Below are 26,359 nucleotides of genomic sequence, written 5' to 3'. Positions count from 1 at the left end.
GGTGGACGGGGAGCGGCTCAGAGCCTGAGCAGGGCGCGGTCGAGGGTGCGGACGCCGAAGTGCAGGGCGTCCACCGGCACCCGCTCGTCCACTCCGTGGAAGAGCGCCTGGTAGTCGAAGCCGACGGGCAGCTTCAGCGGGGTGAAGCCGTACCCCCTGATGCCCAGCCGGGAGAACTGCTTGGCGTCCGTGCCGCCGGACATGCAGTACGGCACGACGTTGCCGGTCGGGTCGAAGTGTTCCAGCGACTCCCTCAGCACGGAGTACGACGGGGAGTCCACCGGGGCCTGGAGCGCGACCTCCTGGTGGTGGAACTCCCAGTCGACCTCGGGCCCCGTCAGCGCGTCCAGGGTGGTGCGGAACTCCTCCTCGCCGCCGGGCAGCATCCGACCGTCGACGAAGGCGGTGGCGCTGCCGGGGACGACGTTGACCTTGTAACCGGCTTCCAGGATCGTGGGGTTGGAGCTGTTGCGCACCGTCGGCGCGACCAGGTCGGCAGCCGGGCCGAGCTTGGCGAGCAGGGCGTCCACGTCGAAGTCGGGGGCGTCCATGTCGGGGGCGTCCATGCCCTGGAGCAGTGACAGCTGGGTGAGCGCCGCCCGTACGGTCGGGGTGAGCCGCACCGGCCACTCGTACTCGCCGATCCGGGTGACGGCGGCGGCCAGCATGCTCACCGCGTTCTCCCGGTTGACCTTCGATCCGTGCCCTGCCTTGCCGCGCGCGGACAGCCTGAGCCAGCCGGTGCCCCGCTCCCCTGCCGCGACCGGGTAGAGCCGCAGCCCGTCTCCGGTGTGGAAGGTGAAGGCACCGGATTCGCTGATGCCCTCGGTGCAGCCCTCGAAGAGGTCGGCGTGGTGCTCGGTGAGATAGCCGGAGCCGTAGTCGGCGCTGTCCTCTTCGTCCGCCGTGAAGGCCAGCACGATGTCCCTGCGGGGGCGTACTCCGGCGCGGGCCCAGGCGCGGACGACGGAGAGCACCATGGCGTCGGCGTTCTTCATGTCGATGGCGCCGCGGCCCCAGACCACGCCGTCCCGGATCTCGCCGGAGAAGGGGTGGACCGTCCAGTCGGCGGGCTCGGCGGGCACCACGTCGAGGTGGCCGTGCACCAGCAGGGCGTCGGCTCCCGGGTCGGTGCCGGGGATGCGGGCCACCACGTTGGTGCGGTCGGGGGCCTTCTCCAGCAGGGCGGGCTCGATGCCCACCTCGGCCAGCCGCTCCGCGACGTATTCGGCGGCCTGCCGCTCCACGCCGTCGCCCCGGCCGTGGTTGGTGGTGTCGATGCGGATCAGCTCGGAGGTGTAGTTCACCACCTCGTCGAGCGCCTGCTTGTCGATGTGGTCACCGGGATCGATGCGGACGTCAACCATACTGTTCCTCCACGGCGGACGAGACGACGGTGGTGACCGCCTTGAAGCACCGGATTCCTTCGTACATGTCCGGCGCGGTGTAGGCGACCCGGCGCTCGCCGGTCCGTTCCACCCCCGGCACGCAGGTGGCCGCTCCGGCCAGATGCTCGGCGTCGAACTCCATGGCCACTTCGTGCGGCCCGCGTGCCACCGGCTCGTGCCGTACTGCCAGCGCGGCGGCCTCGCGGGCGGCGGCGCGGATGTCCCGGGCGGTGCGGGCGGGTGTACGGCACACCGCCGCGTAGCGTGAGACGTAGTCCTTGACGGCGGCGGTGCGGGCCTCGGGCGCGTAGCCGCCGGCGTCCTCGCAGGTGAGGTCGTCGCCGGTGACGAGTACGACCGGCACGCCGTACTCGGCGACCACCAGGGCGTTGAGCAGGCCCTCGCTCGCGCGGGTGCCGTCCACCCAGACGCCGGTGAGGGAGTTGGCCAGATAGGTGTGGGCGAGGACGCCTTCGGCCCCCGCCCCGGTGTGATAGCCGACGAAGGCGATGCCGTCGACGTCGCCGTGCTGCACACCCTCGACCATGCTGAGCGACTTGTGCCGCCCGGTGAGCATCTGCGCGCGGTCGTCCAGTTGTTCGAGCAGCAGATTGCGCATCGTCCAGTGGGCCTCGTTGACGAGGACCTCGTCAACGCCGCCGTCGAAGAACCCGGCGATCGCGGCGTTGACATCGGAGGTGAACATCGGGCGGCAGCGTTCCCACTGCGGTGTCCCGGGGAGTACGTCGGCGGGCCAGGTGACGCCGGTGGCGCCCTCCATGTCCGCAGAGATCAGGATCTTGCTCATGACGTGCCACGTTACGCGGTCGCGGAGCGCGGCAGAACCCCGGCGGGGACTTACTAAGGTCCAGACCTCTACCGGACCTCTACTCGATCTCCACCGCGCCTCCGCCGTCTCGTCCCACCCCGCTCGCGACCGTCTCTGACCCCGCCCGGCTACTTCTGAGTCTCGGCGGCCAGTCGCGCCAGCACCGCGTCGTGGATCCGTGCGAGCCCCTTGGGCGCGAAGGTCTTCTCGAAGAAGCCGCCGACGCCGCCCGCGCCGTCCCAGACCGTGGTCACGCTGACCCGTGCGACACCCTCGCCGCTGCCGGGGGTGACCCGCCAGGTGGTGACCATCGAGGAGTTGCGGTCCTTCTCGACGAGTTCGCCCTCCGCCGGTTCGCTGATCTCCAGCAGGCAGTCGCGCACCCGCTTGCTGGTCGCCTGGAGCTTCCAGTGGACGAGGGTTCCCGCGCCGTCGCCGCCCTCCCGCACCTCGTACTCGCTGTACTGCTCGGGCAGCAGCTTCTCGCGGGTACCGCCGTAGTCGGCGAGCGCCTTGAAGACCTCCTCCGGCTTCGCCTTGATTTCCCGCTCCGTGGCCGCTTCGACCTGCGCCATTGATCCTCCTGTGGTGTCAACCCGGCGGTCGCCTGCGGACCGGCCCGGACTCGTCGGCCAGCCAACCATCCGGGTGCCGTCCGCCAAAATCCGGTTTGACGGAAGAGATGGGAACAGGTGTTCTATTCAGGTAGGCGTCGGAGCAGACGCACGACGACCACGTAAGGAGGCTCCATGCGCTGGGACAACCTGAGCGACGACGGTCCGTCCGCGCTGTTCGGCAGCGACGCCGTCGTCACCCGGACCTTCGACACCCCGGAGTTCCGGGGCATCACCTTCCACGAGGTACGCGCCCGGTCGATCGTCAACCGCGTCCCCGGCGCCTCCCGGATGCCGTTCGAATGGACGGTCAATCCGTACCGGGGCTGCACGCACGCGTGCGTCTACTGCTTCGCCCGCCGGACCCACGGCTATCTGGATCTGGATACCGGCACCGACTTCGACTCCCAGATCGTCGTCAAGATCAACGCCCCCGAGCTGCTCCGCCGCGAGCTGGGCTCCCGGCGCTGGGACGGCCAGCACGTCGCGATGGGCACGAACGTCGACTGCTACCAGCGGGCCGAGGGGCGATACCGCCTCATGCCGGGGATCATCACGGCCCTTCGGGACTACGCGAACCCGTTCTCCATCCTGACCAAGGGGACACTGATCCTCCGCGACCTCGCACTGCTGCGTTCCGCCGCCGCCGTCACGGACGTCGGGGTATCGGTGTCGGTCGGCTTCACCGACGAGGAGCTGTGGCGCACGGTCGAGCCGGGCGCACCCGCGCCGGAACGGCGGCTGGACGTCATCCGCACCCTCGCCGGGCACGGCATCCCCTGCGGCGTCCTGATGGCCCCCGTCATCCCGTTCCTCGGGGACTCGCCCGCCCAGCTGCGTACCACCGTCCGCGCCATCGCGGCGGCGGGGGCCACCTCCGTCACCCCGCTCTCCCTGCACCTGCGGCCCGGCGCCCGCGAATGGTTCATGCAGTGGCTCGGCACCCACCACCCCCAGCTCGTCCGGCACTACGAGGCGCTCTACGCCGACGGAGCGTACGCACCCAAGTGGTACCAGCGCCGCATCACGGGGCAGGTACACGAGCTGGCGAACGAGTACGGAATCGGCCCGTCGGCGCCAGGCGCGCACCGGCTGCCGCCCGAGCATTCCGAGCTCTCCGAGGAGGACGCTCCGGGCCGGGCGGAGCAGCCGACACAGCTCACGCTGTTGTGAACCACGCCGTACAGCGCGGTATAGCGCGGGCGTGCACGCGGTGCGAAGATCCCGGCATGTCTGATCTCACACACGTGTTCGCACCCGAAGGTGTCGCACCGCGCAACGGTTACAGCCATGTCGTCTGGGGCGAGGGCAAGTTCATCGCCGTGTCCAGTCAGGTCCCGCTCGACGAGCACGGCAAGCTCGTCGGGGAGGGCGATCCATACGCCCAGACCGCCCAGGTGTTCGAGAACATCCGGCTCTGTCTGGCCGAGGCCGGGGCCACCCTCGAAGACATCATCAAGCTCACCTTTTTCATGACCGACTTCAGCATCCTTCCGGCCGTGCGCGAGGCGCGCGATGTCGTCATCGACAAGGACCGCGGCCCCGCGAGCACGGCGCTGAAGGTCAACGGACTGGTACGGGACGACATCCTGTTGCAGATCGAGGCATTCGCCGTCGCCTGAACGCGCGACCGCGGTTCTCGCGGTGCGCTGCGACCGGGGTGCGGTGCGACCGGGGTGTCGCACCGCACCGTGGTGGAGGCCGGCCGGGTCAGAGGCCGGCGTTCACCGCAGCGGTCGCGCACTCGTCGGCGTTCTGTGCCGCGGCCTTCGTCCGGGCCGGACTCGCGGCGGGACGGCGGAGCAGGTCCGGGAGAAGGGTGCCGATCCCGGCCAGCGCCAGCGCGGCACCGAGCCACAGCGGCGCCCGCAGGCCGAACTCATTGATCCCCAGTCCGCCGAGCCAGGACCCGACGACGACGCCCATCGTGATGAAGGAGGAGTGCACCGTGTTGACCAGCGGACGGGCGTTGGCGGCACGCTGGACCCGGGTGGCCATCGCCGGATTCATGGTGACTCCGACCAGGCCGATGCCCAGCATCGCCAGCACGGCCGGTACGCGCAGGTCGGCGAGCAGCGCGAATCCGGTGAGGAAGACCAGGTTCAGCGCCAGACCCCACAGCTGGACGGAGAGGGTGTACTTGTCGGCGAGTTGCCCCACGACGTAGTTGCCCAGCACGGTGGCGGCGCCGTACGCCACCAGCAGCAGCGGAATGGTGCCGGTGGCGAACCCGGTCACCTCCGTCAGGATCGGGTTGAGGTAGCTGAAGGCGGAGAAGGTCGCGCCGATGATGAGAGTGCTGGTGATGAGCGCCAGCCACAGCCGCCGGTTCCGGAACGCGCCGAGCTCCGTACGGAAGTCACCGCCGCCCTCGGCGCGTGCCAGCGCGGGGACCCACGCGGCAGTGCTCAGCGCGGCGATCACGGTGAGCACGGTGATCACCCAGAACGCGGCCCGCCAGCCGAGGCGTTCGCCCAGCATGGTGGAGAGCGGAAGCCCGAGCAGCGTCCCGAGCATCAGGCCGTTCAGGACGGCCGCGATGGCCCGGCCGCGCAGTTCCGGGCGTACCAGCTGCACAGCGGCCGATATGGCGACTCCGAAGAACGCCGCCGAGGCGACGCCCGTGATGATCCTCGCCGCCAGCATGACGGCGTACGTGGGCGCGAGGGCGGCCAGCACGTTGCCCGCCAGGAAGATCGCGAACAGCACCATCAGGGCGGGTTTCACGGGCAGTTTCAGCACGGCGACGGCGAGGAACGGTCCGCCCAGGGCCATAGCCACCGCGAACACGGTGATGAGGTAGCCGATCTGCGGGATGGTGACGTCCAGCCCCTCGGCCATCTGCGGCATCAGTCCGGCGACGACGAATTCACTGGTCACCATGGCGAAGATGCCCATGGCGAGGAGATACACGGCTCGTGGCATGAGAGTCCCCCTGAGGTTCACTAGTTTTAGATTGATAAGTACAAAACTCGCGCATGGGTGTTCCGGACCCACCCGTGCCGGGTCAGCACGCCTGTCAGCGCGTCAGCGGTGAAGCAGTGAGTGCGCGCGTCAGTGCGTCAGTGCATCCATGGCCGTGGCCGCGATGGACTCCAGCGTGGCGCGGTCCGCGCCGCCCTGGCCGGAGACCCGCATGCCTCCGATCACCGCGTTGACGAAGCGGGCAAGGGACTCCGGGTCGCGGGTGGAGGTCAATTCACCGGCCCGCTGCCCGGTCTCGATCACGACACGCAGCGAGGCCAGCCTGCGCCTCAGGTCGCGCTCCAGCATCTTGGCGGCCTCCGGATCGCGGGAGCCGAGCTCCACGGTCGCGTTGACCGTCAGGCAGCCCATGCTGCGGCCGCCCCGCCGCCCCGCCACTTCACCTTCGACGATCACGTCGAACAGCCCGCGGAGGCGGTCCACGGCGGGCCGCGACACGTCCTCCAGGATTCTGACCTGCGTGCCGGTCATGGTGTCGATGTAATGGGCGAGCGCTCGCTTGAACAGGTCGTGCTTGCTGCTGAAGGTGTTGTAGATACTGCTGCGACCCAGGCCGGTGGCGTCGCACAGATCCTGGGTCGAGGTGGCCTCGTAGCCGTTCACCCAGAAGGCGTGCATCGCCGCCTCCAGGGCCCGCGCCTCGTCAAACGTTCTCGGTCGGGCCATGGGAAGTAACCTAGCATGTTCTGGACTGATCGATGCAATACTGTTCGGCCGCAGAGCTGATCTCCTTCCTCAGAGGGTGAGCGCCTCCAACGTCACCAGGGCGGTACCGCCCGTCTCATAGCGCACGTCGAGCCGTACCTCGTGCGCGCCGCCGGGCTCTTCGGGCAGGGACATGTCGAGGCAGACGTCCTGGCCGCAGTACTTCTCCGGTTTCCCGTCCGGATAGGAGCGCTTCAGCCAGGGCCCCACCTCGGCTCGGGGCATCCGGAACGTCCCCCGCACGGTGGTGTCCATCCATTCGTCGGACGAGCAGTCCTCGTCGGTGGCGCCCTCCGGAAGCTCCCCGTGCGCGAAGGACATGGCGCGCGAGCAGCTGATCTCCGAGTGCGTACGGAAGGGGTCGTCGCTGGTGGTGAAGGAGAAGGCCGCCCAGGCGAACCATGCGACGACGGCCAGGGCGACCGCCCCGACCGCCCAGAACACGGCCCACTGCGCGCGACGTACCCAACTTGCGCCCCGCGCGGGCAGCTGGTCCTCCTCCCCCACGGCCGTCCGGCCGCCGTCCGGCCCTTCGCCCCGGCTGTCTTCCTGCGCGTCCATATGCCCCCGTCCGTCGGCCCGTCCGACGGAAGAGATCCTGCCAGCCGCCGCCCGACCGGCCGATGCCGCGCTACGCGTCCGCGCGGGGCGGTGCGTCGTCGTTGCCCCGGCGGATCGTGCGGACCGGGCGGCCCGGCTTCCATACGTCCACACAGAGATCAGGAATGTCCAGATAGGTGCGGACCACCTCGGTCAGCTCAGCCCGGAAGAGATGAAAGACCTCCGGAACCTCACCCTCCGGAGCTGCCTCCGCGAAGCGGGCGAGCTCGGCCGGGTCGGTCACCTCGACTGCGCGGCCTGAGATCCTGGCGTCGCCTTCCTCCATCTCCGCGCTGGTGCCCGGATTGGCATGCAGTGCGAACCGGGGATCGCGCCGCAGGTCGAGCGCCTTGCGGGAGCCGGGCATCATGCCGAGCCACAACTCGCCCCGGCTGAACCCCGCCTCCAGGCCGGTCAGCCTCGGCGAGCCGTCGGCCCTCAGAGTGCCCAGTACATGATGCTTGTACGCCGCGAAGCGCCGCTGCACCCGCGCGGCGAGATCTGGTGCGGCGGTCTCGAAGTCTGCCCAGCGTGTCGTCATGCCCCGAGGCTGGCACCGATACCCGACACCTCCTGTCAGGCATTACCCGCGCTGCTGGAGGCGACCGGCGGGGCGGGTCTCGGGGCTGCGTGGGATCGGGGAGCCGGGCGCCTCATCCGCGCCCCGACTGGCCTCCCGTACGCGGGAAATACCGTTCGCCGACTCCCCGGAGCATCTCTAAGCTGAGCGCATGGGTCATGGGAAAACCTCGTATGTCTGCCTCTCCTGCCGGGTCTCGTACAAGCAGCCCTACGACAGGGCGAGGCAGCGGACATGCCCGCGGTGTACGGAACCGATGATCCACGCGGGGTCGGCGTTCGCCGCACCCCGGCGACGGGACGTCGCAGCGTGGCGGACTCTCACCGTGCTGCTGAACGCGGGAGTGGGTTTCCACAAGACCTGTTGCGGTGGTCCCGGATACCGTCCCCGGACGCTGCGCGAGGTGCGCGAGCGGATGACGCATGCGCGGCGCAGCGGGGAGCCGGTCGCCAAGGCACTCGTGCGCAACTGAGCACCGCGGTCGCCGTGCCGTCGGCCACCTGGGGCCGTTCTCGACGAAGCCTCGTCAGCGACCGGTCGCCGATGGTTCCCGCTGGCCTTCCCTCCCCTTGTTGCTTCGAGGGCGCCGGGTGAGCACGAGGGGGTCGGTCTCGGTGATGGCGACCGTGTGCTCGGAATGAGCGGTGCGCGAGCCGTCGGCCGAGCGGATCGTCCAGCCGTCCGGGTCAAAGACGATCTTGTTGGTGCCGGCGGCGAACCAGGGCTCGATCGCAATCGTCAGGCCCGGACGCAGCTTCCAGCCCCGGCCGGGGCGGCCGTCGTTGGGGATGTGCAGGTCCTCGTGCATCGTGCGGCCGATACCGTGGCCGCCGAACTCCAGGTTGACGGGGTAGCCGTACGCGGCGGCGACCGCGCCGATGGCCGCCGAGATGTCCCCGAGTTTGTTGCCGGGCTGGGCGACCTTGATCGCGGCTTCCAGGGCGACCTCGGTGGCCTCGATCAGCCGCAGGTCCTCCTCGGCCGGGGTGCCGACGATCACGGAGTGGGCCGAGTCCGCTGCCCAGCCGTCGATGCGCACCGCCATATCCATGGTCAGCAAATCACCGTCGCGCAGCTTGTAGCTGTGCGGCAGTCCGTGCAGCACGGCATCGTTGACCGAGAGGCACACCACGTTGCGGAACGGGCCCTTGCCGAACGAGGGCTCGTAGTCCCAGTAGCAGGACTCCGCGCCGCGCTCCTTGATCAGGCGGCGAGCGTGATGCTCCAGGTCCAGCAGGTTGACCCCTACTGCGGCGAGGTCACCGAGCTCAGCCAGCACCTGGCCGACGAACTGTCCGGTGACGTGCATACGCTCGATGTCTTTGGGAGATTTGTGCTCGATCACTGCGTTCCTCGATTCCCCGGGGCGACCGACAGGTATATTTATACCAGGGGGTGAAGTGGTTGCCGCCGGTCACCTGCGGCTCTAGCATGTGCGCATGGTTCGCCATCCGCTCGCCCCCGAACAGATCGAGGCGGGCCGACGCCTCGGGGCCGCATTGCGCTCGGCTCGGGCCGGACGCAGCCCCGTCGAAGTTGCCTTGGCGGCAGAGATCTCGCCGGAGACGCTCCGCAAGATCGAGACCGGCCGGCTGCCGACGCCCGCGTTCGGCACCATCGTCCGGCTCAGCGAGGTCCTCGGCGTACCACTGCCCGAACTCGCCATCATCTGGCGCTCGGACCCCGCCCTGAGTGAAGCCTCCTAGGGCGTGTCCTGTGAGTCGGTGCGCAGCCACGACACGATGGCCGCAATGATGATCTCCGACCGGTAGCAGGCCCTCGCTTCGCGTAGCGGGTGGCCAGGGCGCGGAACTGTGCGGGCAACCCGCCGACGCGGTGCGCTTCGTCCGGAATCTGACGATTGACGGAACCGGTCGGCCAGCCGAGCGATGAGTTCCGGGTCGTGCGGAGGTCAGAGCCTGCAGGACCGCCGGCAGACCGACGCGGTCGAACCCGAAGGAGACGCATGGCCAAGCTCATCTACTCGATGATCACCTCGCTCGACGGCTACACCAAGGCGGCGGAGGGCGACATCGGCACCGGGGCCGAGGACCAGGAGGTGCACACCTTCATCAACGACCTCTTCCGCCCTGTCGGCACCTACCTCTACGGCCGACGGATGTACGAGACGATGGTCTACTGGGAGACCGCGCACGCCGAGCCCGACCAGCCGCCGCACGTCCTGCAGTACACCCGCGACTGGCAGGCCGCGGAGAAGATCGTGTACAGCACGACGCTTGAGTCGGTGTCCAGCGCGAAGACAAGGATCGAGCGGACCTTCGACCCGGACGCGGTGCGCAAGCTCAAGGCCGAGTCTGATCACGACCTCACCGTCGACGGCCCGAACCTCGCGGCCCAGGCGATCGCGGCCGGCCTGGTGGACGAGTACCACCTGTTCATCACCACGAGCGTGGTCGGCGGCGGCAAGCGGTTCTTCCCCGACGGCGTGCGCCTCGATCTCGAACTGGTCGAGGAGCGTGCCTTCGGCAGCGGACTGATCTACGCGCGCTACCGGACCCGCTGAGCCGCACCGGTTGGTCTCACCTGCCGGCGGCCCAGCCGGGGCAGGTGAGACCAAGCCGCAGGCGAGGATCGGAGCGCCAGCGGCGTCAGGCCGTTTCGTTCGGATCACCGAATCCTTGATGAGAGCGCGCTCATCGGGTCCGCCACGGCTCCGTTGATGGCTTGTGTGGCCTGGCGTCGTCTGCACGCCGGGGGGAGATGACCGTGGAGAACGTCCTGTCCGTGGCCATCGGGGCTGGTATCGGCCTCATGGGGGCCGTGTTCGGGTCGTGATTCACTGCGCGCCGGCAGGGCCGCATGTGGCTCCGCGAACAGAAGCTCAAAACCGGGATCGGCTTCAACACCACTGTGGTTCAGCTACTCGACTGCCTCAAGGAAACGCAGTTGGGCGACGACGGGGCTGGTGCCAACGAGTTGACGGACCGGATGCAGGAGGCCCGTTCATCCCTCTACCTCCTGTGCACCGGTGACACCGTCGATCTCGCCGATGCTCTCGCCCGCCAGGTCTGGCGCACCCGCCCCACCGACGGCAGAGCGGATCGCAAGGCCGATCACCAAAAGGCGTTGGACCTCCTCCGCCGCTTCACGCACCAGCTCCGGCAGGAGACCGCCAGATCGTAGTCTCCGTTGGATCAACATGCGGACCACAGGAATCACCTGGATGGCGTCGTGGCATCCGCGACCTGGCCGGAATCCGTAGGAGCGTGATTCGAACCGGACTTCCCACTCAGGTTCCAGCGCAGTGCTCGTTCCCTGTCGATGCCTGCCGTCTTGCGGCCCTTGCTCTGCTGCGCCTTCGCGCGGCGGCGAGCGATGTGATCGCTCGCCTCCGGGCTGGTGAACGAAGCGCGCTCGCGCATCACCGCGCGGGTCGAGGGATGCCGACGGAGTCGTCCTTGACGATGACCTGGTCGAGGATGTGTTCCCCGGTGCCGTCCGCGGTCCAGATCCGCAGCCGTTCGTGCGCGGTCTTCCAGGGCCCGTAGCGCTCAGGTAGCTCTCGACACGAGCGCCGGTGCGGAGTTCCACAAGATCACGTTGGCCCCCGTGGCGGCGATCTGCTCGTCAGGCCGTCGCCGCTGCCCGGTAAGGTCGGAAGGATGCGCGCAGCTCCTCCGCGTAGGACTCGGCTCCTCGAACGGGTGCCGGGCGCCGCAGGCCCGAGAAGACCGCCCGGACGGGGCTTGGTGCCGCGTCAGGCAATGTTGCCCCATCCGGACCGGCGGTGGACTCGCGGGGGCAAGCACCAAGGTCCGACCGTGAGCCCTGACTGCGCCGGGCGCCGCTTCGCCCTTCTGCGGCGCTGAGAAGAGGGCCGGTCCGCGTGCGACGCGGGAGGCAGGCCCTGTACGGTCAGGGCCATGCAGCAGCAGCCTCCCGCCCCGCCCATACCCACCGGCCCGCACTCGTCTGACGGCGCGCCACGTCGCACCGGCCTGCTGGTGGCAGCCCTGACGCTCGGGCTGCTGCTGGGTGGCGCAGGCGTGGGGGCGGCTTGGGCGATCACGGGGGACGAAGGCGAATCCACGTCCAAGACTGGACCGGCGGCCGATGCGCGCGGCGCATGCGACGCCCTCGCCGGGTTCGACGAGTCGAAGTACCCGGCGAAGGGCGACGAGGGCCTGGTGGCCCTCAACCGCTGGAACGGAGCCATCACCCTGTCCGCCGCAGCGGCTGCGGGCGACCCGGCGTACAAGTCGCTGTCGGAGAGCCTCAGCCGGGCGCAGCAGCGTCACGCCCGGCTCTTCGAATTCGACGCCAAGGCGAAGAAGGACTTGGCAAAGGCCCGCCGGATCTGCGCGGATATCTAGGCCCTCTCCGGACGATCTTCTCGGATCTCTGCGACGCCCGGCACCCGTCCCCTCGGCCCTGCGGGCCTGAGGAGACCCCGTCCTCGCTGCGTTGTCTTCAGTCGCCCGAGTACGCCGGTACGAGGGCGATCCTTCCCACTCACCGTCCTGCGGTGGACGCGCCCGCGAGCGGTGCGGCCCACGGCGATGCGCCGACCGGTCGGTCCTTCCGGTGTGTCACGTGGCGGGCGGCGGGCGCCAGGACATGAACACGTCCGTGATCACCTCGAATCCCATCCCCTCGTACAACGGCCGTCCGTCCGGGGAGGCGCGCAGGCGGACGTCTGACACGTCATGCTCGGCGAGCCAGCTCATGACGGCGGTGGTGCAGGCGTGAGCGTAGCCGTTGCGGCGATGGTCGGGATCGGTGGCGACGGAGACGATTTCTCCGACATTGGCGGCGATGGTGCGGGCGCTGGGCAGCAATCGGGGAGTGTAGCGGCCGACTGCGCAGGACAGGAGTCGGCCGGTGCCGTCGTCCACGACGTACGCGGCGATTGACAGCTCGGTGTTCAGGAGTCGGGCCAGTGCGCGGGCACAGTAGGCGGTCCATGCTGGATCAGCAGGGTGCCGAGGGAGACGAACATGACGGCTCGTAGGCGGGCGAGTTCGTGCGCATCGGCCGCAGTGGCTCTTCGCGGCGTGGTCACGGCGTCGGTCCCCCAGCCCCGTGGGCGAGTTCGACGGCAGTCGGCCGCTTGGCTGGGTTGCCGGACAGGCAAGCGGCGATGAGGGTTTCGAGTTCGGGAAAAGGCCAAGGCCGGGCGTGGCGTAGTGGAGTGGGGGATGCGGCGGCGATGATGCGCAGTTTTTCGGGACGGTCAGTTTCGTCCTCGTATGCGAAGGGGCGGCGGCCTGTCCAGCACCAGAACAGGGTGGCGCCGAGTGACCACACGTCGGCTGCGGGGGCGGCCTGGATATGGGTGGTGTCGTCGGTGCCGAGGAGGGCGGCGGCGGTCTCCGGCGCGGTGGTGTGGGTGAGGGCACCGCGATAGGGAGTGCGGCCGGTGGCGCCGTCGGGGCCGCAGGCCAAGGCAAGGCACACGATGGCAACCGTTCGTCTCGTTCCGACAGTCCGGCGCCGGCGCCTTGGTGGAGCCTTGCGCAGGCTGCGCAACCAGGCGGGCGTCAGCATCGACACCACGGCGGAAGCCATGCGATGGGACCCCAGCAAGGTGTCACGCATCGAAAACGCCAAGGCACACATGCCGATCAAGGAAGTCGCTCCACTCCTGGCGCACTACGGAGTGACAGACCAGGCCGTCATCACGGCCCTGGAGGGGCTGGCCAAAGACGCCAACAAGACCGGATGGTGGACGACATACGGCGATGTCGTCGCCGACGGCTACCGCGACTACATCGGCCTCGAAGAAGACGCCGAGAGCGCCCACATCTACGCCCAGGGCCTCATTCCCGGCCTTCTTCAGATCGGCGCGTACGCGCGGGAGATCATCGCCGGGACCGCACCACAGCTCACCCAGGACGACGTGAACGCACTTACGGAGATCAGGAAGAAGCGGCAAGCCATCCTCACCGACGCCAGCAGGCCGACGGGCTCCCTCAAGCTGTGGGCGATCATCCACGAGGCGGTGCTGCACTACCGCTCGGCCGCCTACCCGTCCCTGATGCGAGATCAGCTCCGACACCTGCTCGACATGACCGAGCTGCCGAACATCACGATCCAGGTCATGCCGAGGGAAGCCCCTGCCCACCCCGGAATGGTGGGCCCGTTCCACGTGGTCCGTTTTCCAGAACCCTGGCCCACGGTGATCAACCTGGAGAACATCAGGGGCGGCTACTTCGTCGAAGGAACCGACGAGGTCAAGGCGTTTGAATCGGCCTTCGAGCTCATCCGCGCCGCAGCGCTTCCCGTGCCAGGGACACGGGAGACCATTAAAAAGATCATGGAAGGAAGCCCCGAATGACCACTGAGCACGACCGTAGGAGCAACCTCGACGCGGGCGAATGACCGACGCCGTCTGGTGGAAGTCGTCGTTCAGCGACGGCGGACAGCAGTGCGTCGAGGTCGCCGACGTCCGGGGGACTCACCGCGGCATCGCCGTGCGGGACAGCAAGCACCCCGCCGGGCCCGCGCTCCTCTTCGACGCCGACCAGTTCACCCGGTTCACCCAGTTCGCCGCCGGGTTCGGCGCCTGAGCCTCGCCTTCGCCCGGACGTACGGCGACGGCCGCCCCCGCTGGCCTGGGGGCGGCCGTTGCCGGACTCCGGCCCGCCCCTACTGGTGCGCGGCGATCAGAGTCTCCAGGGGGAGGTCGGGGAACTCACGCTCGAAGGAGCTGACGTGCCAGCGGCTGGGGAAGAGCCCCAGCCAGGCGCTGTCGCGGACGCGGAGCATCGCCTCGCCGTGCACGAGCCGGGAGCGGTTGAGCGCGTCGGCGCCCTCCAGATCGGTGGCCCGTGCCGTGCTGTAGGCCAGCGGATCCAGCCGCACCGGCGCGGTGAACTCGTTCTCCATCCGGTGCTTGACCACGTCGAACTGCATCGGTCCGACCGCCGCCAGCACCGGTGCCTGGTCGCCGCGCCGGTCGGAGACGAGGACCTGCACCACGCCTTCTTCGTCGAGTTGGGCGATGCCGCGGCGGAACTGCTTGGAGCGGCCGATGTCGACGGGGCGTACGACGGCGAAGTGCTCGGGCGCGAAGGTGGGCATCGGCGGGAAGACCGCACGGCGTTCGGTGTAGAGCGTGTCACCGACGCGGAGCGCGGCGGCGTTGACCAGGCCGACGACGTCACCCGGATAGGCCGTCTCCACCGAGGTACGGTCCTGGCCGAACACGCTGTGCGCGTACTTCGTCGCGAAGGGCCTGCCGGTCGCGGCCTGCTTGACCGTCATGCCGCGTTCGAAAACGCCGGAGCAGACGCGTACGAAGGCGATCCGGTCGCGGTGCGAACGGTCCATGTTGGCCTGCACCTTGAACACCAGGCCGGAGAAGGGCGCGTCGACCGGACGCTCACCGCCGCCCTCCAGTTCGCGCGGTGCGGGCGCCGGTGCCATGTCGACGACGGCGTCCAGCAGCAGCCGTACGCCGATGTTGGAGACGGCCGCACCGAAGAACACCGGGGTGGTCTTGCCCGCGAGGAACTCCTCCGGGTCGTGCACGCCGCCGGTCTCGCGCAGCAGGTCCAGCTCCTCGGTGGCCTGCACCCAGTCCGCGCCCTCCTCGGCAGCGGCACGCTCCGCGCTCACGGTTTCCTCGACCGCTTCCTTGGCCCCGCCGGGAGCGCGGGTGTAGCGCAGCATCTGGTCCTGATCGCGTACGTCGACCATCCCTCGCAGATGGCCCGCCATCCCCACCGGCCAGGTCACGGGGGTGGGCTTGAGGCGGAACTCCCGCTCGATCTCGTCCAGCAGCTCCAGCGCCTCGCGTCCGGGCCGGTCCCACTTGTTGATGAACGTGATGACGGGGACGCCGCGGTGGCGGCATACGTCGAAGAGTTTCCGGGTCTGCTCCTCCAGGCCCTTCGCCGCGTCGATGAGCATCACCGCACAGTCGACGGCGGCCAGCACCCGATAGGTGTCCTCGGAGAAATCCGCGTGCCCCGGAGTGTCGAGCAGATTCAGCACCACGCCCTGGTGCTCGAACTGCATCACCGCGGAGGTCACCGAAATCCCCCGCGCCTTCTCCATCTCCATCCAGTCCGACGCCACGCCGCGCCGACCCGACTTCCCGTGCACCGCACCCGCCGACGTGATCGCCTGCGCATGCAGCGCCAGCGCCTCCGTCAACGTCGACTTTCCCGCGTCCGGATGGCTGATCACCGCGAAGGTCCGCCGCCGAGCCGCCTCGCTTTTCGCGTCCCCGCTCAACAAAACGGCCACTCCCTCGCTTGGTGTACTCCCACCCGCAAACCTTACTCCCGTCCGGAGGACGACCGTCCGTTCACGGAACCCGCACGGTGCGTGACATGCCCGATATCGCTTTCCGTGGCGGCTGCGCGACTGAGAACATCACGCGATGCGGATACGGGAGATGACGGAGGCGGACGTCGGGGCCGTGGCGGCGGTGCGGGTCCGAGGCTGGCAGCACGCGTACGCCGGGCTGATGCCGCAGGAGTATCTGGACTCCCTCTCCTCGGAGGGGGACGCCGGGGAGCGGCGGCGGGCATTCACCCGGACGCGCGAGGTGATCAGCAACTTCGTCGCGGAGGACACGGCGGGCCGGATCACCGGCTGGGCGGCGCTCGGTCCGTACCGGGAAGGCGACCTTCCGCCCGCCGGGCGCCCCTTCACCTCGGACGGGGAGGTGTACGCCCTCTATGTGCACCCGGAATCGATCGGCACCGGCACCGGGCGCGCGCTGATGGACGTCTGCCTCCGGCAGGCGGAGGCACGCTCCTTTCCGCGCGTCCTCCTGTGGGTGGTGAAAGGCAACGCGCGCGCCCGCCGCTTCTACGAACGGGCGGGCTTCCACCCGGACGGCGCAGAGGAGTCGTACGACGTGCAGGGCGTCCCGGTGCCGGAGGTGCGCTACGCGAAGCGGCTGGCCGCCGCATAGGACCGCCGCCTAACGCACCACGCGGTGGCGGAGGTAGACGACTCCTGACCCGAAGGTGCGGGTCTCGGCGAGTTCGAGATCCACCCGGCGCTCGCGCCGGGGAAAGAACGGAATGCCACCGCCGACCAGCACCGGGTAGACCATGGCCCGGTACTCGTCGATCAGGCCCGACGCAGCCGCCTCGGCGGCGAGGGTGGCGCCGCCGATCGCGATGTCGCCCTCCCCCGGCTCGGCCCGCAACCGCTCGATCTCCTCCGCCGGGCTGCCGGATGCCAGGCGGGCGTTGCCCCGCACCGCCGGCAGGGTGGTGGAGAACACCACCTTCGGGAGCGGCTTCCAGAGCGAGGTCCACTCGCGCATTGAGTCGTCGAGCGAGGGGTCCTGGTCGGCGGTCTCCCAGTACAGCATCGTCTCGTACAGCCGTCGTCCCAGCAGATGGACGCCCACCTCTCGGATCTCGTCGATCCAGAAGCGGAAGACCTCCTCGTCGGGCACCGTCCAGTCGAAGTCGCCGTCCGGCCCGACGATGTAGCCGTCCAGCGACACGGACATCGAGTAGGTCACGCTGCGCATCCGAATGCCTCCTCGGTATCGGGTTCGACAGTACGACCGCCGGACGCCGCAGAACTCATCGCGACTCGCGGGATCCGCTGGGCCAAGGCGGTTCCTCCTGGGCCTGGCCGACCCGGCTGACCGGGCGGTGTGCTGGTGACGTGGCCGCCGGCACGGGGCCGCGCGCGGCGGGCCGACGCGTGGTTCCCAGATGCCAGAGGAGCGTCAGGGCGGTGATTCCGGCGGCCACCAGCCCCAGTGCGGCGGGGTCCAGCCCGAGCCGGTCTTGCGCCAGGGTGACGGCCGCGAGGGCGAGCGCACCGGCCAGGGACGCGGATGGAGTCGTGGCGGTCGACCAGGCGTCCGGCAGCGATGTTCCCGGCCAGAAGCTGCTCGGCGGGACGAAGGGCAAGAGAGGGGTGAGACGTCCTTCCGCTCCCTGAGGCGTCCGCACCTGCTACGGCGCGCCGGCGAGCCTGCCCATCACGTCGTACATCTGCTGCGGGGTCAGCGGGGCGACGGAAAGCGGCCCTTGCGATGTTTCCGCGCTCAGTCCGTCAAGCAAGAAGGCGACTTGGCGGCGCCAGGCGTCCGGCGCAGTGTCCGCGACCGCGCGAGCGAGCAGAGCGTTGGTGCCGAAGAAGAGCAGGAGGTCCTCGCCGGTGAAGTCCGGACGGATAGCGCCGGCCAGCCGGGCTCGCTCGATGATCCGTGTGGCGGCGTCCTGCGCCCGGCCGCAGATAGCCATCAGGCACTCGGCAGCCGGATAGCGTCCGCTGACGACGTCGGCGACCGCGGGATCGGTGGCCTGCAGTTCACAGACCCTCTCTGCGTAGTACGCGAATCCCTCCCCGGCCTCCTCGAAGGACAGGGCGTGCTCGGCGGCTTCGCCGAGACGGTCTGCGGCCAGGCCGGCCACCACTTCGTCGATGAGCGCCTCGCGTGTGCCGAAGAGGTTGTAGAGGGTGCCGTGGCTGACGCCGGCCCGGCGGGCGATTTCTTTCAGGGGCACCTTGAGGCCGCGCTCCTGGAAGAGCTCGGCGGCGGCTGCCCGCAGTTTCTCCGCGTTCCGTTGCGCGTCGGCCCGCATCAGGTCGTTCCTCCTGGCTCCGGCGTTGCGGCCTCCATGGTCGCATTCCCCCCCACCAGATTAACTTGACCCATGGACCAAGTTGCATGTTAACGTCGACCGCGTAAGTTGACCCCAGGGTCAAGAATGCTGTTACGGCAAGGAGCAGTCCCATGTCCAAGGTGATCGCCGTCTTCGGTGCTGGTACCGGTCTGGGTGTGTCCGTGGCCCGCCGCTTCGGGCACGAAGGCTTCCGGGTTGCGCTGGTGGCCCGCCGCAAGGACCGGCTGGACGCCCTCGTCGAGGTGCTCGCCGGTGAAGGCATTGAGGCGGTCGCGTTCTCCGCCGACCTTTCCAAGCCCGCCGGGGTGCCCGCTCTCGTCGGGGCGATCCGTGAGCGCTTCGGCCGGATCGACGTGGTCGAGTACGGGCCGATCAGCGGCGACCAGGGCTTCACCCCGGCCACCGAGCTGGACGCGGCCATCCTGGAGGGCCTGACCCCGCTGCTGCTGTTCACCCCGGTCGAGGTGGTCCGCGCCGTGCTGCCGGAGTGGACCGAGCGCGGCGAGGGCGCCTTCCTGCTGGCTCAGGGCTACTCAGCGGCGCAACCCATGCCCCACCTCAGCGGTCTGGGGCCGGTGATGTCGGCCACCCGCAATTACCTGTACTCCCTCAACGCCGAGCTGGCTGACACGGGTATCTACGCCGGCGCCCTGACCATCGCGTCCCTGATCGCCCGCAGTGAGGTGTCCGCCGCGGCCCAGGCCGCCTTCGACTCGGCCGACGGTCCGCAGTTCCCGGTCGCCGACCCGGACGACCTCGCAGAGGACTACTGGAACATGTACACCAAGCGCGACCGCGTCGAGCAGTTCCACCCCGAGTCGATGACTCCGCAGGCCACCGCGTAGCGCCTGAGGCGCTGAGCAGGACGCTCAGGGTCAGGCAAACCCGCCCCGCCTTTCACATCCAACTCGCAGATCGTCACAGTCGGTCACACCAACTGTCCACCCTGTGCACCCGTACGCTGACCCAGCGTACGAGCCGCCGACCTGGTCACCGCCCTCCGCCCCGCCTCATGCTCAGCCGTGCCAGCCCGCGCGCCGGTGGCCCCGCCACCGCTCTGATCGACGACTGTGACCTGCCGAACGCAGCCATGCGCGTGGCCCTTTCGATGGCCATCCATGCGGCCAGGGCGGCCCAGAAGCCACTAGTGATCCAGCGGTAGTCACGAACTGCCACAACATGACGCACCGTCGGTCAACTAGACTCAATAGCAAGCCCCTGACCAGGGACGATAGCGAACTACCGCTGGAGTACTGGTACTCCAGCCGTAGATCGTGATCTCGGTGGTGAGGGGCGCCGAGGCCAGCGTGGATCATCTCGCCCGAGATCGCCCACGCCGTCACGGGCGTCGGCTCCTTCTTCGTCTACCCGAGTTCACCGAGACGGAGGGCGTCCCGTATCTCGCTGAGCTTCGCGGCCGTTGCCGGGGTACGCTCGTGCGCTTGTTCGGCGAGTCGGAGGGCGTCGTCAATCTCGCTGAGCTTCAGGGAGGACAGGACGGCCTCCCGCTCTATCAGGTCGTCCCGGGACACAGTGGTCAGCCACGTGCACGGGGTGAAGCCTGGACGCGGGAACGCGAGCCGCAGCACGCCTTCGAACGGCAGTCCTTCACCGGCGCCCACCATCACTTCGATGCCCAGACCGCTGATGTCGACGCCCGCCGGAGCAACGACCTGCATCACCCGGATCCCGGACGTGTCCTCTCCCGACAGCAGTACGACCAACCTCCGCTCGTCGAACTGAACCCACCAGACTTCGCCACGTTGCACAAGTCCTCCAAATACAGGACGGCAGGCAGACGCTGCGCGGCCCTGACGCGTTGTGGAGACGGGCGCGGCCACCGTTGATCATCGGTGTGTGAAGACAAACGATCATGCGGTGGCCGCAGGTCACAGCGTAGACCCTGCCCGCTGGCAGGAAGCGTTCGAGGGCCTGATGAGCCGGATAGCGGGACGGTGCACGCGGGTGGAATCCCGGCACCGGGCCCGGAAGTTGGTACTCGGCCGGCTGTCCGACCTGCCGCGCAAGAACTGCTGGACCATCGCCGAGTGGGCCGGGGACAAAAACCCCGGACGGCATGCAGCACCTGCTCGGGCGGGCCAAGTGGGACGCCGACCAGGTCCGCGACGACGTGCGCGCCTACGTGGTCGAGCATTTGCACGACGACGAGGCAGTCCTGGTTGTCGACGAGACCGGCGACGTGAAGAAGGGCACCGACACTGTCGGTGCTCAGCGGCAGTACACCGGCACCGCGGGCAGGATCGAGAACGCCCAGGTCGCCGTCTATCTGGTCTACGCCGGCCGCCGCGGGCACGCCGCGGCGGACCGGGAACTGTACGTTCCGCGTTCCTGGACCTCCGACCCCGACCGCTGCCGGGCAGCCGGCCTTGGCGACAAGACGGAGTTCGCGACCAAGCCGGAGCTGGCCGCTCGCATGGTCACCCGATTCCTCGACGCCGGCCACCGGGCCGCCTGGGTCGCGGGAGACGAGGTCTACGGCGGCAACCCGAGGCTGCGCGCCGCGCTGGAGGAACGTGGCACCGGCTACGTCCTCGCGGTGGCCTGCTCGTACGAAGTCACCACAGGCGCCGGGAAGTTCCGCGCCGACATGCTGGCCAGGAAGGTGCCCAAGAGAGCCTGGCAGAAGCTATCCGCAGGAGCCGGAGCCAAGGGCCACCGCTTCTACGACTGGGCCGTCATCGGCCTCACCGCCCCCAGCCCGGGAGCCGGCAGTTGCTAATCCGCCGCAATCACAGCACCGGCGAACTCGCATATTACCGCTGCTACTCGCCGGCCGTAGTGCCGCTGACCACCCTGGTGCGCGTCGCTGGATCAAGTTGGCGGGTCGAGGACTTTTTCCAGTCCGGCAAAGGCTTGGCGGCCTACGAGATCCAACGACTGTTCATCACGCTTGTCATCCAACGCGCCTTTGACCCTGTCCACCGGCTTCGCTGGTCCGTCTGGCGACGCCGCCACCAGGCTCGATCCCAGACCAGCCACTACCGGCGACAAGCCGCTCAAGCATGAAGATCACGATCTACGGCGCTGGAGTACTAGGCTGATCCGTCGGTCCAACTCTCTTATGTGGAGGCCATGATGGGCGATTCCGAGCTCGAACGTGTCGTGCGTGCTCGCCTCGCCGGGGACGAGGAGCTGCGGGCAGCCGTATCCGCCTACACAGGTGCCGGCCTCTCCCGTGTCGTCGTCGGCGTCACCGACCGTCGCGTTCTCGCGATCAAAAGCACCTACTGGTCGATCCGGGACAAGGGGCTTCTCTGGGCCGATCCGCTGGACGAGGTGGCGTTGGCCGATCTCCCGCAGGAGGTTCGCATGAAGGGCGCCTACACCGGCAATACGTACATCCGCATCCGTCGCGCCGACGGCAGCAAGCTGCGTCTGAATCCCCGGAGCGGCTTCGCCGGCGACCATGCGGGCACGAGGAGCAGCGTGGAACGCCTGTACTCACTCATCTCCGGTCGCTTCTGACCTGCGGCGGCGATGCGGCATGGCGCCACCCGTGCGGTCCACGATCGCCGGTGTGGGGCAGCCGGGCCGGGCGCGCCGTGCGAGGCCCGGCTGCCTGAGGAGTGGCTGAAACGGCAGACGCGGCTGATCGTTCAGAGTGGGGTGACGTACGCGCCCGCGATGCCGCCGTCGACGAGGAAGTCGGCGGCGTTGACGAAGGACGAGTCGTCGCTGGCCAGAAAGGCGACGGCGGCGGCCATCTCCTCCGGCTCGGCGAACCGGCCTGCGGGGACGTGCACGAGGCGGCGTTCGGCCTTCTCGGGGTCCTTGGCGAACAGCTCCTTCAGGAGCGGGGTGTTGACCGGCCCCGGGCACAGCGCGTTGACCCGGATGCCTTCGCGGGCGAACTGCACACCGAGCTCGCGCGACATGGCGAGTACGCCGCCCTTGGACGCGGTGTAGGAGATCTGCGAGGTGGCGGCGCCAATGACGGCCACGAAGGAGGCCGTGTTGATGATGGAGCCCTTGCCCTGGCGCTGCATGTAGGGGAGCGCGGCCTTGCAGCAGAGATAGACGGAGGTCAGGTTGACCTCCTGGACGCGCTTCCATGCCTCCAGGCCGGTGGTGAGGATGGAGTCGTCCTCGGGCGGCGAGATGCCGGCGTTGTTGAAGGCGATGTCGACCGAGCCGTAGGTGTCGTAGGCGGTCTTGAAGAGCGCCTCGACCTGTTCGGGATCGGTGACGTCGACCTGGACGAAGATGCCGTCGACCTCGGCGGCCGCGGCCTTGCCGGTGGTCGCGTCGATGTCGGCGCACACGAGGTTCGCGCCCTCGGAGGCCAGGCGGCGGACGGTGGCGAGGCCGATGCCGCTGCCGGCTCCGGTGACGACTGCGGTACGGCCGACCAGGCGGCGGCACACAGAGGGTCCCCCTGCCGGAGGCGAGGGGAGGTTCTGCTCAGTCAAGGGACTGGCCTTTCTCTCACAAGGGCGAAACGGGACAGCCGGGGGTCAGCGGTCAGTCCTCGGTGCTGATGAAGACGTTCTTGGTCTCGGTGAAGGCCGCGAGGGCGTCGGGGCCCAGCTCCCGGCCCAGGCCGGACTGCTTGTAGCCGCCGAAGGGGGTCCAGTAGCGGACGCTGCTGTGCGAGTTGACGGAGAGGTTGCCTGCTGCGACCGCACTGGAGACGCGGAGGGCGCGGCCGACGTCGCGGGTCCAGATGGAGCCGGACAGGCCGTATTCGGTGGCGTTGGCCAGGCGTACGGCGTCGGCCTCGTCCTCGAACGGGAGGACGACCGCGACGGGACCGAAGATCTCCTCGACGGCTGCCGGGTGGTCCGGGGAGTGCGGGGTGAGCACGGTCGCCGGGTACCAGAAGCCCTTGCCGTCGGGTGCCTCGCCGCGGAAGGCGACGGGGGCGTCCTCGGGGACGTAGGACCGTACGGTCTCCCGCTGGGCCGCGGAGATCAGCGGGCCCATCTGGGTGGCCGGGTCGGTCGGGTCGCCTGCGCGGAAGGAGGTGACGGCCGGCTCGAGGAGTTCCAGGTAGCGGTCGTAGACGCTGCGCTGGACGAGGATGCGGCTGCGGGCGCAGCAGTCCTGGCCGGTGTTGTCGAGGAAGGAGCCGGGGGTGGCGGCCGCGGCCTTCTCGAGGTCGGCGTCGGCGAAGATGATGTTCGGACTCTTGCCGCCGAGTTCGAGGGTCAGCCGCTTCACGCGGTCGGCGCACTTGGCCATGATCTGCTTGCCGACACCGGTCGAGCCGGTGAAGACGATCTTGGCGACACCGGGGTGTTCGACGAGCGCGTTGCCCGCGATGCGGCCGGCGCCGGGCACGGCCTGGAACAGGCCCTCGGGAAGCCCGGCTTCGAGGCCGAGCTCGGCCAGCCGGATCGCGGTGAGCGGGGTCAGCTCGGCGGGCTTGAGGAGGACGGCGTTGCCGGCGGCGAGCGCGGGCGCGACGCCCCAGGCGGCGATCGGCATCGGGAAGTTCCACGGCGCGATGACGGCGACGACGCCGAAGGGTTCGTGGAAGGTGATGTTCAGGCCACCCGGCACGGGGATCTGCTGGCCGTTCAGTCGTTCGACTCCGCCTGCCGCGTAGGCGAAGAGGTCGCGGGCGTTGCCCGCTTCCCCGCGTGCGTTGCCGATCGGGTGGCCCGCTTCGCGGACCTCGAGCTGCGCGAGTTCCTCGAGGTGGTCGTCGATGACGGTGGCGAAGCGGCGCAGCAGCCGCGCCCGGTCGCCGGGGCTGACGCTCGCCCAGTTTTCCTGGGCCTTGGCCGCGCGTGCGACGGCAGCGTCGACGTCGGCCGGGGTCGCCCCGGCGACGGTGGCGACGGTTTCCTCGGTCGCCGGATTGAGTACGTAGTGCTTGCTCAAGGTTTCCTCGCCTGCTCGGGAGTTACATGCGCTCGAAGGAGCGGAACCGCTCCCAGTCGGTGACGGCGCTGTCGTACGCGTCCTGCTCGACGCGGGCCATGTGGGTGTAGTGCTCGACCACGTCGTCACCGAAGGCGGCGCGAGCGATCGGGCTGGCCTCCCAGAGCTCCGCGGCCTCCCGCAGGGTGACGGGTACGTGTGCGGCATCGCCCGCGTAGGCGTTGCCGGTGCACTCCTCGGGGAGCTCCAGCTCGTGCTCCACGCCGTACAGCCCTGCCGCGACCATGCCGGCCACCGCGAGGTACGGATTCACATCGCCGCCGGGGAGGCGGTTCTCGAAGCGGTGGGACTGGCCGTGGCCGATGACGCGCAGGGCGCAGGTGCGGTTGTCGGGGCCCCAGGTGACGGCGGTGGGTGCGAAGGAGCCGGGCCGGAACCGCTTGTAGGAGTTGATGTTCGGCGCGTACAGGAGGGTGAAGTCGCGCATCGCCACTATCTGTCCGGCGAGGAAGTGCCGCATGAGCTTCGACATGCCGTACGGGCCCTCGTCGTCGGCGAGCACGGGCTGCCCGGCCTCGTCGCGCAGTGAGAGGTGGATGTGGCAGGAGTTGCCCTCGCGCTCGTCGTACTTCGCCATGAAGGTGAGCGACATGCCCTCCTGGGAGGCGATCTCCTTGGCACCGGTCTTGTAGATCGAGTGCTGGTCGCAGGTGGTGAGCGCCTCGTCGTAGCGGAAGGCGATCTCGTGCTGGCCGAGGTTGCACTCTCCCTTTGCCGACTCGACGGTCATGCCCGCCGCGCCCATCTCGTTGCGGATGCGGCGCAGCACTGGCTCGACGCGGCTGGTGCCGAGGATCGAGTAGTCCACGTTGTAGAGGTTCGCGGGGTTCATGTCGCGGTAGCCGCGGGCCCAGGCGTCTTCGTAGGTGTCCTTGAAGAGCATGAACTCCAGCTCGGTGCCGGCATACGCCGTCCAGCCGTGCTCGGCGAGCCGGTCGAGCTGGCGGCGCAGGATCTGGCGCGGGGAGGCGACGACGGGCGTGCCGTCGTGCCAGGCCAGGTCGGCGGTGACCAGGGCGGTGCCGGGGTTCCAGGGGGTGCGGCGCAGCGTGCCGAGGTCGCAGAGCATGGCGAAGTCTCCGTATCCGCGCTCCCACGAGGACATGCTGTAGCCGTCGACCGTGTTGAGGTCGACATCCACGGCGAGAAGGTAGTTGCAGCCTTCGGTGCCGCGCTCCAGAGCGTCATCGAGGAAGAAGCGGGCGGCGAACCGCTTGCCCTGGAGCCTGCCTTGCATATCGGTGAAGGCGAGGACGACGGTGTCGATCTCGCCGGTGTCGACGAGCCTCCTCAGTTCGCCGACGGAGAGCGGGGACGTACGGTCAGCCACGGGGAGTGCCTCTCGTCGGTGCAACCGGATGCCATAAGGTATGCACAAGAACCATTGATTGGGAAGGGGCTTCGATGAGTGAGGCTCAGGAATTTGTCGCGCCGGACAGACTGGGCCCGGTGCTGCTGCGCCCCGTGCGGGCGGGCAACGGCTTCGAGGAGGCCCTGGAGCAGATACTCCAGGTCGTACGGCTCGGTCTCGTGCCGCACGGCGAGCGGCTGCCGGCCGAGCGCGAGCTGGCCGACCGGCTGGGGGTCAGCCGGGTCACGCTGCGCGAAGTCCTGAAGGTGCTCCAGGACCAGGGGCTGGTGGAGGCCCGACGCGGCCGGTACGGCGGGACTTTCGTGCGGCGGCGGCCCGAGGTCGCCGGCAGCCGTCTCGAGGACGAGCTGCGGCGGCGGATCGAGAAGGTGGACATCGAGGACACGCTGCGGTTCCGGGAGGTCCTGGAGGTGGGCGCGGCCGGGCTGTGTGCGGCACACGGGCTCGGTGACGAGCGGCGGGAGCGGCTGCGGGCCGCACTGGAGGCGACGCGCGACGCGCCGCTGACCGACTATCGCCAGGTGGACACGCTGCTGCATCTCACGCTGGCGGAGCTCTGCGGCTCCCCGTCGCTCGCCGCGCAGTACGCGGCCGTCCGCGCGACCGTCAACGATCTGCTCGGCTGCATCCCGCTGCTCGTCCGCAACCTCGAGCACTCGCAGGAGCAGCACGAGGCGCTGGTCGAGGCGGTTCTGGAGGGCGACGCGGACGGGGCGCGCGAGGTGATGCGCGAGCACTGTGCGGGCACGGCGGCGCTGCTGCGCGGATTCATCGCCTGAGCAGTGAGAGGCCGATTTGCTGACGC

30 protein-coding genes and 2 pseudogenes are annotated in these 26,359 nt (G+C 69.2%); 14 read left to right on the top strand and 18 right to left on the bottom strand.

Features of this window, described 5'->3' with window-relative positions; all coding sequences use genetic code 11:
- Positions 1-17: 17 nt before the first annotated feature.
- The 3 genes from LHJ74_RS26735 to LHJ74_RS26725 form a co-directional block, all read right to left on the bottom strand.
- Complete coding sequence (locus LHJ74_RS26735) at positions 18-1,367, bottom strand: M20/M25/M40 family metallo-hydrolase (protein WP_260220830.1); 1,350 nt, start codon at positions 1,365-1,367, stop codon at positions 18-20.
- Positions 1,360-2,196 (bottom strand): M55 family metallopeptidase, encoded by an 837-nt coding sequence (locus LHJ74_RS26730; protein ID WP_260220829.1) that lies wholly within the window; start codon positions 2,194-2,196, stop codon positions 1,360-1,362. Before LHJ74_RS26730 ends, LHJ74_RS26735 begins: the two co-directional genes overlap by 8 nt.
- Before the next feature lie 149 nt (positions 2,197-2,345).
- On the bottom strand, positions 2,346-2,792 hold the full coding sequence (locus tag LHJ74_RS26725) for an SRPBCC family protein (RefSeq protein ID WP_260220828.1): 447 nt from the start codon (positions 2,790-2,792) through the stop codon (positions 2,346-2,348).
- A 174-nt stretch (positions 2,793-2,966) separates the two neighbouring features.
- Here LHJ74_RS26725 and LHJ74_RS26720 point away from each other — a divergent pair, with 174 nt between their 5' ends.
- Entirely contained in the window at positions 2,967-4,004 is a 1,038-nt protein-coding gene (locus tag LHJ74_RS26720; protein ID WP_260220827.1) for an Rv2578c family radical SAM protein, read from the top strand.
- A 56-nt stretch (positions 4,005-4,060) separates the two neighbouring features.
- A complete protein-coding gene (locus LHJ74_RS26715; RefSeq protein WP_260220826.1) occupies positions 4,061-4,453 on the top strand; it encodes a RidA family protein in 393 nt (130 codons plus the stop codon).
- Between the two features lie 88 nt (positions 4,454-4,541).
- Here the strand turns inward: LHJ74_RS26715 and LHJ74_RS26710 are convergent, their stop codons facing one another.
- The 4 genes from LHJ74_RS26710 to LHJ74_RS26695 all read right to left on the bottom strand — a co-directional run bounded on the left by LHJ74_RS26710 (position 4,542) and on the right by LHJ74_RS26695 (position 7,662).
- Positions 4,542-5,756, bottom strand: a complete 1,215-nt coding sequence (locus LHJ74_RS26710; RefSeq protein WP_260220825.1) for an MFS transporter — start codon at positions 5,754-5,756, stop codon at positions 4,542-4,544.
- Positions 5,757-5,885: 129 nt separating this feature from the next.
- Complete coding sequence (locus LHJ74_RS26705; RefSeq protein WP_260220824.1) at positions 5,886-6,482, bottom strand: TetR/AcrR family transcriptional regulator; 597 nt, start codon at positions 6,480-6,482, stop codon at positions 5,886-5,888.
- Between the two features lie 69 nt (positions 6,483-6,551).
- Positions 6,552-7,082: a hypothetical protein gene (locus LHJ74_RS26700; protein ID WP_260220823.1), complete on the bottom strand. Its 531-nt coding sequence runs from the start codon at positions 7,080-7,082 to the stop codon at positions 6,552-6,554.
- Between the two features lie 70 nt (positions 7,083-7,152).
- A complete protein-coding gene (locus LHJ74_RS26695) occupies positions 7,153-7,662 on the bottom strand; it encodes a pyridoxamine 5'-phosphate oxidase family protein (RefSeq protein ID WP_260220822.1) in 510 nt (169 codons plus the stop codon).
- Between the two features lie 190 nt (positions 7,663-7,852).
- On the opposite strand from LHJ74_RS26695, the gene LHJ74_RS26690 reads away from it, so the two are divergent.
- Complete coding sequence (locus tag LHJ74_RS26690) at positions 7,853-8,173, top strand: deoxyxylulose-5-phosphate synthase (protein WP_260220821.1); 321 nt, start codon at positions 7,853-7,855, stop codon at positions 8,171-8,173.
- Between the two features lie 54 nt (positions 8,174-8,227).
- Here the strand turns inward: LHJ74_RS26690 and map are convergent, their stop codons facing one another.
- Positions 8,228-9,046, bottom strand: coding sequence for a type I methionyl aminopeptidase (gene map, locus LHJ74_RS26685; protein WP_260220820.1), 819 nt, complete (start codon positions 9,044-9,046; stop codon positions 8,228-8,230).
- A gap of 94 nt (positions 9,047-9,140) precedes the next feature.
- Between map and LHJ74_RS26680 the strand changes: the two genes are divergently transcribed.
- The 4 genes and pseudogenes from LHJ74_RS26680 to LHJ74_RS26660 all read left to right on the top strand — a co-directional run bounded on the left by LHJ74_RS26680 (position 9,141) and on the right by LHJ74_RS26660 (position 12,035).
- Positions 9,141-9,407 (top strand): helix-turn-helix domain-containing protein, encoded by a 267-nt coding sequence (locus LHJ74_RS26680; RefSeq protein ID WP_260220819.1) that lies wholly within the window; start codon positions 9,141-9,143, stop codon positions 9,405-9,407.
- Positions 9,408-9,667: 260 nt separating this feature from the next.
- Positions 9,668-10,225 carry a dihydrofolate reductase family protein gene (locus LHJ74_RS26675; RefSeq protein WP_260220818.1) on the top strand — a complete coding sequence of 186 codons (558 nt, stop codon included), beginning with the start codon at positions 9,668-9,670 and terminating at the stop codon, positions 10,223-10,225.
- Between the two features lie 203 nt (positions 10,226-10,428).
- Positions 10,429-10,845, top strand: a pseudogene (locus LHJ74_RS26670) (hypothetical protein).
- Between the two features lie 740 nt (positions 10,846-11,585).
- The gene (locus LHJ74_RS26660; protein WP_260220817.1) at positions 11,586-12,035 is read left to right on the top strand and encodes a hypothetical protein; all 450 of its coding nucleotides are present in this window, start codon (positions 11,586-11,588) and stop codon (positions 12,033-12,035) included.
- A 216-nt stretch (positions 12,036-12,251) separates the two neighbouring features.
- Here the strand turns inward: LHJ74_RS26660 and LHJ74_RS26655 are convergent, their stop codons facing one another.
- A complete protein-coding gene (locus LHJ74_RS26655) occupies positions 12,252-12,557 on the bottom strand; it encodes a GNAT family N-acetyltransferase (protein ID WP_260220816.1) in 306 nt (101 codons plus the stop codon).
- Positions 12,558-12,720: 163 nt separating this feature from the next.
- A complete protein-coding gene (locus LHJ74_RS26650) occupies positions 12,721-13,119 on the bottom strand; it encodes a protein kinase family protein (protein ID WP_260220815.1) in 399 nt (132 codons plus the stop codon).
- Between the two features lies 1 nt (position 13,120).
- Here LHJ74_RS26650 and LHJ74_RS26645 point away from each other — a divergent pair, with 1 nt between their 5' ends.
- A complete protein-coding gene (locus LHJ74_RS26645; RefSeq protein ID WP_260220814.1) occupies positions 13,121-13,999 on the top strand; it encodes a helix-turn-helix domain-containing protein in 879 nt (292 codons plus the stop codon).
- 40 nt (positions 14,000-14,039) lie between these two features.
- Positions 14,040-14,231, top strand: coding sequence for a DUF397 domain-containing protein (locus tag LHJ74_RS26640; RefSeq protein WP_260220813.1), 192 nt, complete (start codon positions 14,040-14,042; stop codon positions 14,229-14,231).
- A 79-nt stretch (positions 14,232-14,310) separates the two neighbouring features.
- Here the strand turns inward: LHJ74_RS26640 and LHJ74_RS26635 are convergent, their stop codons facing one another.
- Entirely contained in the window at positions 14,311-15,903 is a 1,593-nt protein-coding gene (locus LHJ74_RS26635; RefSeq protein ID WP_260220812.1) for a peptide chain release factor 3, read from the bottom strand.
- A 148-nt stretch (positions 15,904-16,051) separates the two neighbouring features.
- Here LHJ74_RS26635 and LHJ74_RS26630 point away from each other — a divergent pair, with 148 nt between their 5' ends.
- Complete coding sequence (locus LHJ74_RS26630; RefSeq protein WP_260220811.1) at positions 16,052-16,591, top strand: GNAT family N-acetyltransferase; 540 nt, start codon at positions 16,052-16,054, stop codon at positions 16,589-16,591.
- 9 nt (positions 16,592-16,600) lie between these two features.
- Here LHJ74_RS26630 and LHJ74_RS26625 read toward each other — a convergent pair whose 3' ends face one another.
- The 3 genes from LHJ74_RS26625 to LHJ74_RS26615 are packed head-to-tail and all read right to left on the bottom strand — an operon-like array spanning position 16,601 to position 18,233.
- Positions 16,601-17,164, bottom strand: coding sequence for a dihydrofolate reductase family protein (locus tag LHJ74_RS26625; protein ID WP_260220810.1), 564 nt, complete (start codon positions 17,162-17,164; stop codon positions 16,601-16,603).
- A 55-nt stretch (positions 17,165-17,219) separates the two neighbouring features.
- Positions 17,220-17,555, bottom strand: a complete 336-nt coding sequence (locus LHJ74_RS26620) for a hypothetical protein (RefSeq protein ID WP_260220809.1) — start codon at positions 17,553-17,555, stop codon at positions 17,220-17,222.
- A gap of 45 nt (positions 17,556-17,600) precedes the next feature.
- A complete protein-coding gene (locus LHJ74_RS26615) occupies positions 17,601-18,233 on the bottom strand; it encodes a TetR/AcrR family transcriptional regulator (RefSeq protein WP_260220808.1) in 633 nt (210 codons plus the stop codon).
- Positions 18,234-18,385: 152 nt separating this feature from the next.
- On the opposite strand from LHJ74_RS26615, the gene LHJ74_RS26610 reads away from it, so the two are divergent.
- Positions 18,386-19,120, top strand: coding sequence for an SDR family NAD(P)-dependent oxidoreductase (locus tag LHJ74_RS26610; RefSeq protein ID WP_260220807.1), 735 nt, complete (start codon positions 18,386-18,388; stop codon positions 19,118-19,120).
- Between the two features lie 519 nt (positions 19,121-19,639).
- Here the strand turns inward: LHJ74_RS26610 and LHJ74_RS26605 are convergent.
- A complete protein-coding gene (locus LHJ74_RS26605; protein ID WP_260220806.1) occupies positions 19,640-20,044 on the bottom strand; it encodes a type II toxin-antitoxin system PemK/MazF family toxin in 405 nt (134 codons plus the stop codon).
- Positions 20,045-20,210: 166 nt separating this feature from the next.
- Between LHJ74_RS26605 and LHJ74_RS26600 the strand changes: the two are divergent.
- Both LHJ74_RS26600 and LHJ74_RS26595 read left to right on the top strand, forming a co-directional pair.
- Positions 20,211-21,302, top strand: a pseudogene (locus LHJ74_RS26600) (IS701 family transposase).
- 57 nt (positions 21,303-21,359) lie between these two features.
- On the top strand, positions 21,360-21,761 hold the full coding sequence (locus LHJ74_RS26595; RefSeq protein WP_260220805.1) for a hypothetical protein: 402 nt from the start codon (positions 21,360-21,362) through the stop codon (positions 21,759-21,761).
- 131 nt (positions 21,762-21,892) lie between these two features.
- On the opposite strand, the gene LHJ74_RS26590 is transcribed toward LHJ74_RS26595, so the two are convergent.
- The 3 genes from LHJ74_RS26590 to LHJ74_RS26580 are packed head-to-tail and all read right to left on the bottom strand — an operon-like array spanning position 21,893 to position 25,512.
- Positions 21,893-22,705: a 3-oxoacyl-ACP reductase gene (locus tag LHJ74_RS26590; RefSeq protein ID WP_260220804.1), complete on the bottom strand. Its 813-nt coding sequence runs from the start codon at positions 22,703-22,705 to the stop codon at positions 21,893-21,895.
- A gap of 52 nt (positions 22,706-22,757) precedes the next feature.
- Entirely contained in the window at positions 22,758-24,122 is a 1,365-nt protein-coding gene (locus LHJ74_RS26585; RefSeq protein WP_260220803.1) for an aldehyde dehydrogenase family protein, read from the bottom strand.
- Positions 24,123-24,144: 22 nt separating this feature from the next.
- Positions 24,145-25,512 carry a glutamine synthetase family protein gene (locus LHJ74_RS26580; RefSeq protein ID WP_260220802.1) on the bottom strand — a complete coding sequence of 456 codons (1,368 nt, stop codon included), beginning with the start codon at positions 25,510-25,512 and terminating at the stop codon, positions 24,145-24,147.
- Positions 25,513-25,586: 74 nt separating this feature from the next.
- Between LHJ74_RS26580 and LHJ74_RS26575 the strand changes: the two genes are divergently transcribed.
- Positions 25,587-26,333, top strand: coding sequence for a FadR/GntR family transcriptional regulator (locus LHJ74_RS26575; RefSeq protein ID WP_260220801.1), 747 nt, complete (start codon positions 25,587-25,589; stop codon positions 26,331-26,333).
- Positions 26,334-26,359 lie beyond the last annotated feature (26 nt).

Origin of the sequence: Streptomyces gossypii, from assembly GCF_025165795.1 — a bacterium.
Classification (GTDB): domain Bacteria; phylum Actinomycetota; class Actinomycetes; order Streptomycetales; family Streptomycetaceae; genus Streptomyces; species Streptomyces gossypii.
This window is presented reverse-complemented; position numbering and strand designations above follow the sequence as displayed.

What these genes read in the sequence shown, in the direction of transcription:
- LHJ74_RS26735 (WP_260220830.1), bottom strand. Translation starts at nt 1,367, where the DNA reads ATGGTTGACGTCCGCATCGATCCCGGTGACCACATCGACAAGCAGGCG.
- LHJ74_RS26730 (WP_260220829.1), bottom strand. Translation starts at nt 2,196, where the DNA reads ATGAGCAAGATCCTGATCTCTGCGGACATGGAGGGCGCCACCGGCGTC.
- LHJ74_RS26725 (WP_260220828.1), bottom strand. Translation starts at nt 2,792, where the DNA reads ATGGCGCAGGTCGAAGCGGCCACGGAGCGGGAAATCAAGGCGAAGCCG.
- LHJ74_RS26720 (WP_260220827.1), top strand. Translation starts at nt 2,967, where the DNA reads ATGCGCTGGGACAACCTGAGCGACGACGGTCCGTCCGCGCTGTTCGGC.
- LHJ74_RS26715 (WP_260220826.1), top strand. Translation starts at nt 4,061, where the DNA reads ATGTCTGATCTCACACACGTGTTCGCACCCGAAGGTGTCGCACCGCGC.
- LHJ74_RS26710 (WP_260220825.1), bottom strand. Translation starts at nt 5,756, where the DNA reads ATGCCACGAGCCGTGTATCTCCTCGCCATGGGCATCTTCGCCATGGTG.
- LHJ74_RS26705 (WP_260220824.1), bottom strand. Translation starts at nt 6,482, where the DNA reads ATGGCCCGACCGAGAACGTTTGACGAGGCGCGGGCCCTGGAGGCGGCG.
- LHJ74_RS26700 (WP_260220823.1), bottom strand. Translation starts at nt 7,082, where the DNA reads ATGGACGCGCAGGAAGACAGCCGGGGCGAAGGGCCGGACGGCGGCCGG.
- LHJ74_RS26695 (WP_260220822.1), bottom strand. Translation starts at nt 7,662, where the DNA reads ATGACGACACGCTGGGCAGACTTCGAGACCGCCGCACCAGATCTCGCC.
- LHJ74_RS26690 (WP_260220821.1), top strand. Translation starts at nt 7,853, where the DNA reads ATGGGTCATGGGAAAACCTCGTATGTCTGCCTCTCCTGCCGGGTCTCG.
- LHJ74_RS26680 (WP_260220819.1), top strand. Translation starts at nt 9,141, where the DNA reads ATGGTTCGCCATCCGCTCGCCCCCGAACAGATCGAGGCGGGCCGACGC.
- LHJ74_RS26675 (WP_260220818.1), top strand. Translation starts at nt 9,668, where the DNA reads ATGGCCAAGCTCATCTACTCGATGATCACCTCGCTCGACGGCTACACC.
- LHJ74_RS26660 (WP_260220817.1), top strand. Translation starts at nt 11,586, where the DNA reads ATGCAGCAGCAGCCTCCCGCCCCGCCCATACCCACCGGCCCGCACTCG.
- LHJ74_RS26645 (WP_260220814.1), top strand. Translation starts at nt 13,121, where the DNA reads ATGGCAACCGTTCGTCTCGTTCCGACAGTCCGGCGCCGGCGCCTTGGT.
- LHJ74_RS26640 (WP_260220813.1), top strand. Translation starts at nt 14,040, where the DNA reads ATGACCGACGCCGTCTGGTGGAAGTCGTCGTTCAGCGACGGCGGACAG.
- LHJ74_RS26630 (WP_260220811.1), top strand. Translation starts at nt 16,052, where the DNA reads ATGCGGATACGGGAGATGACGGAGGCGGACGTCGGGGCCGTGGCGGCG.
- LHJ74_RS26625 (WP_260220810.1), bottom strand. Translation starts at nt 17,164, where the DNA reads ATGCGCAGCGTGACCTACTCGATGTCCGTGTCGCTGGACGGCTACATC.
- LHJ74_RS26615 (WP_260220808.1), bottom strand. Translation starts at nt 18,233, where the DNA reads ATGCGGGCCGACGCGCAACGGAACGCGGAGAAACTGCGGGCAGCCGCC.
- LHJ74_RS26610 (WP_260220807.1), top strand. Translation starts at nt 18,386, where the DNA reads ATGTCCAAGGTGATCGCCGTCTTCGGTGCTGGTACCGGTCTGGGTGTG.
- LHJ74_RS26575 (WP_260220801.1), top strand. Translation starts at nt 25,587, where the DNA reads ATGAGTGAGGCTCAGGAATTTGTCGCGCCGGACAGACTGGGCCCGGTG.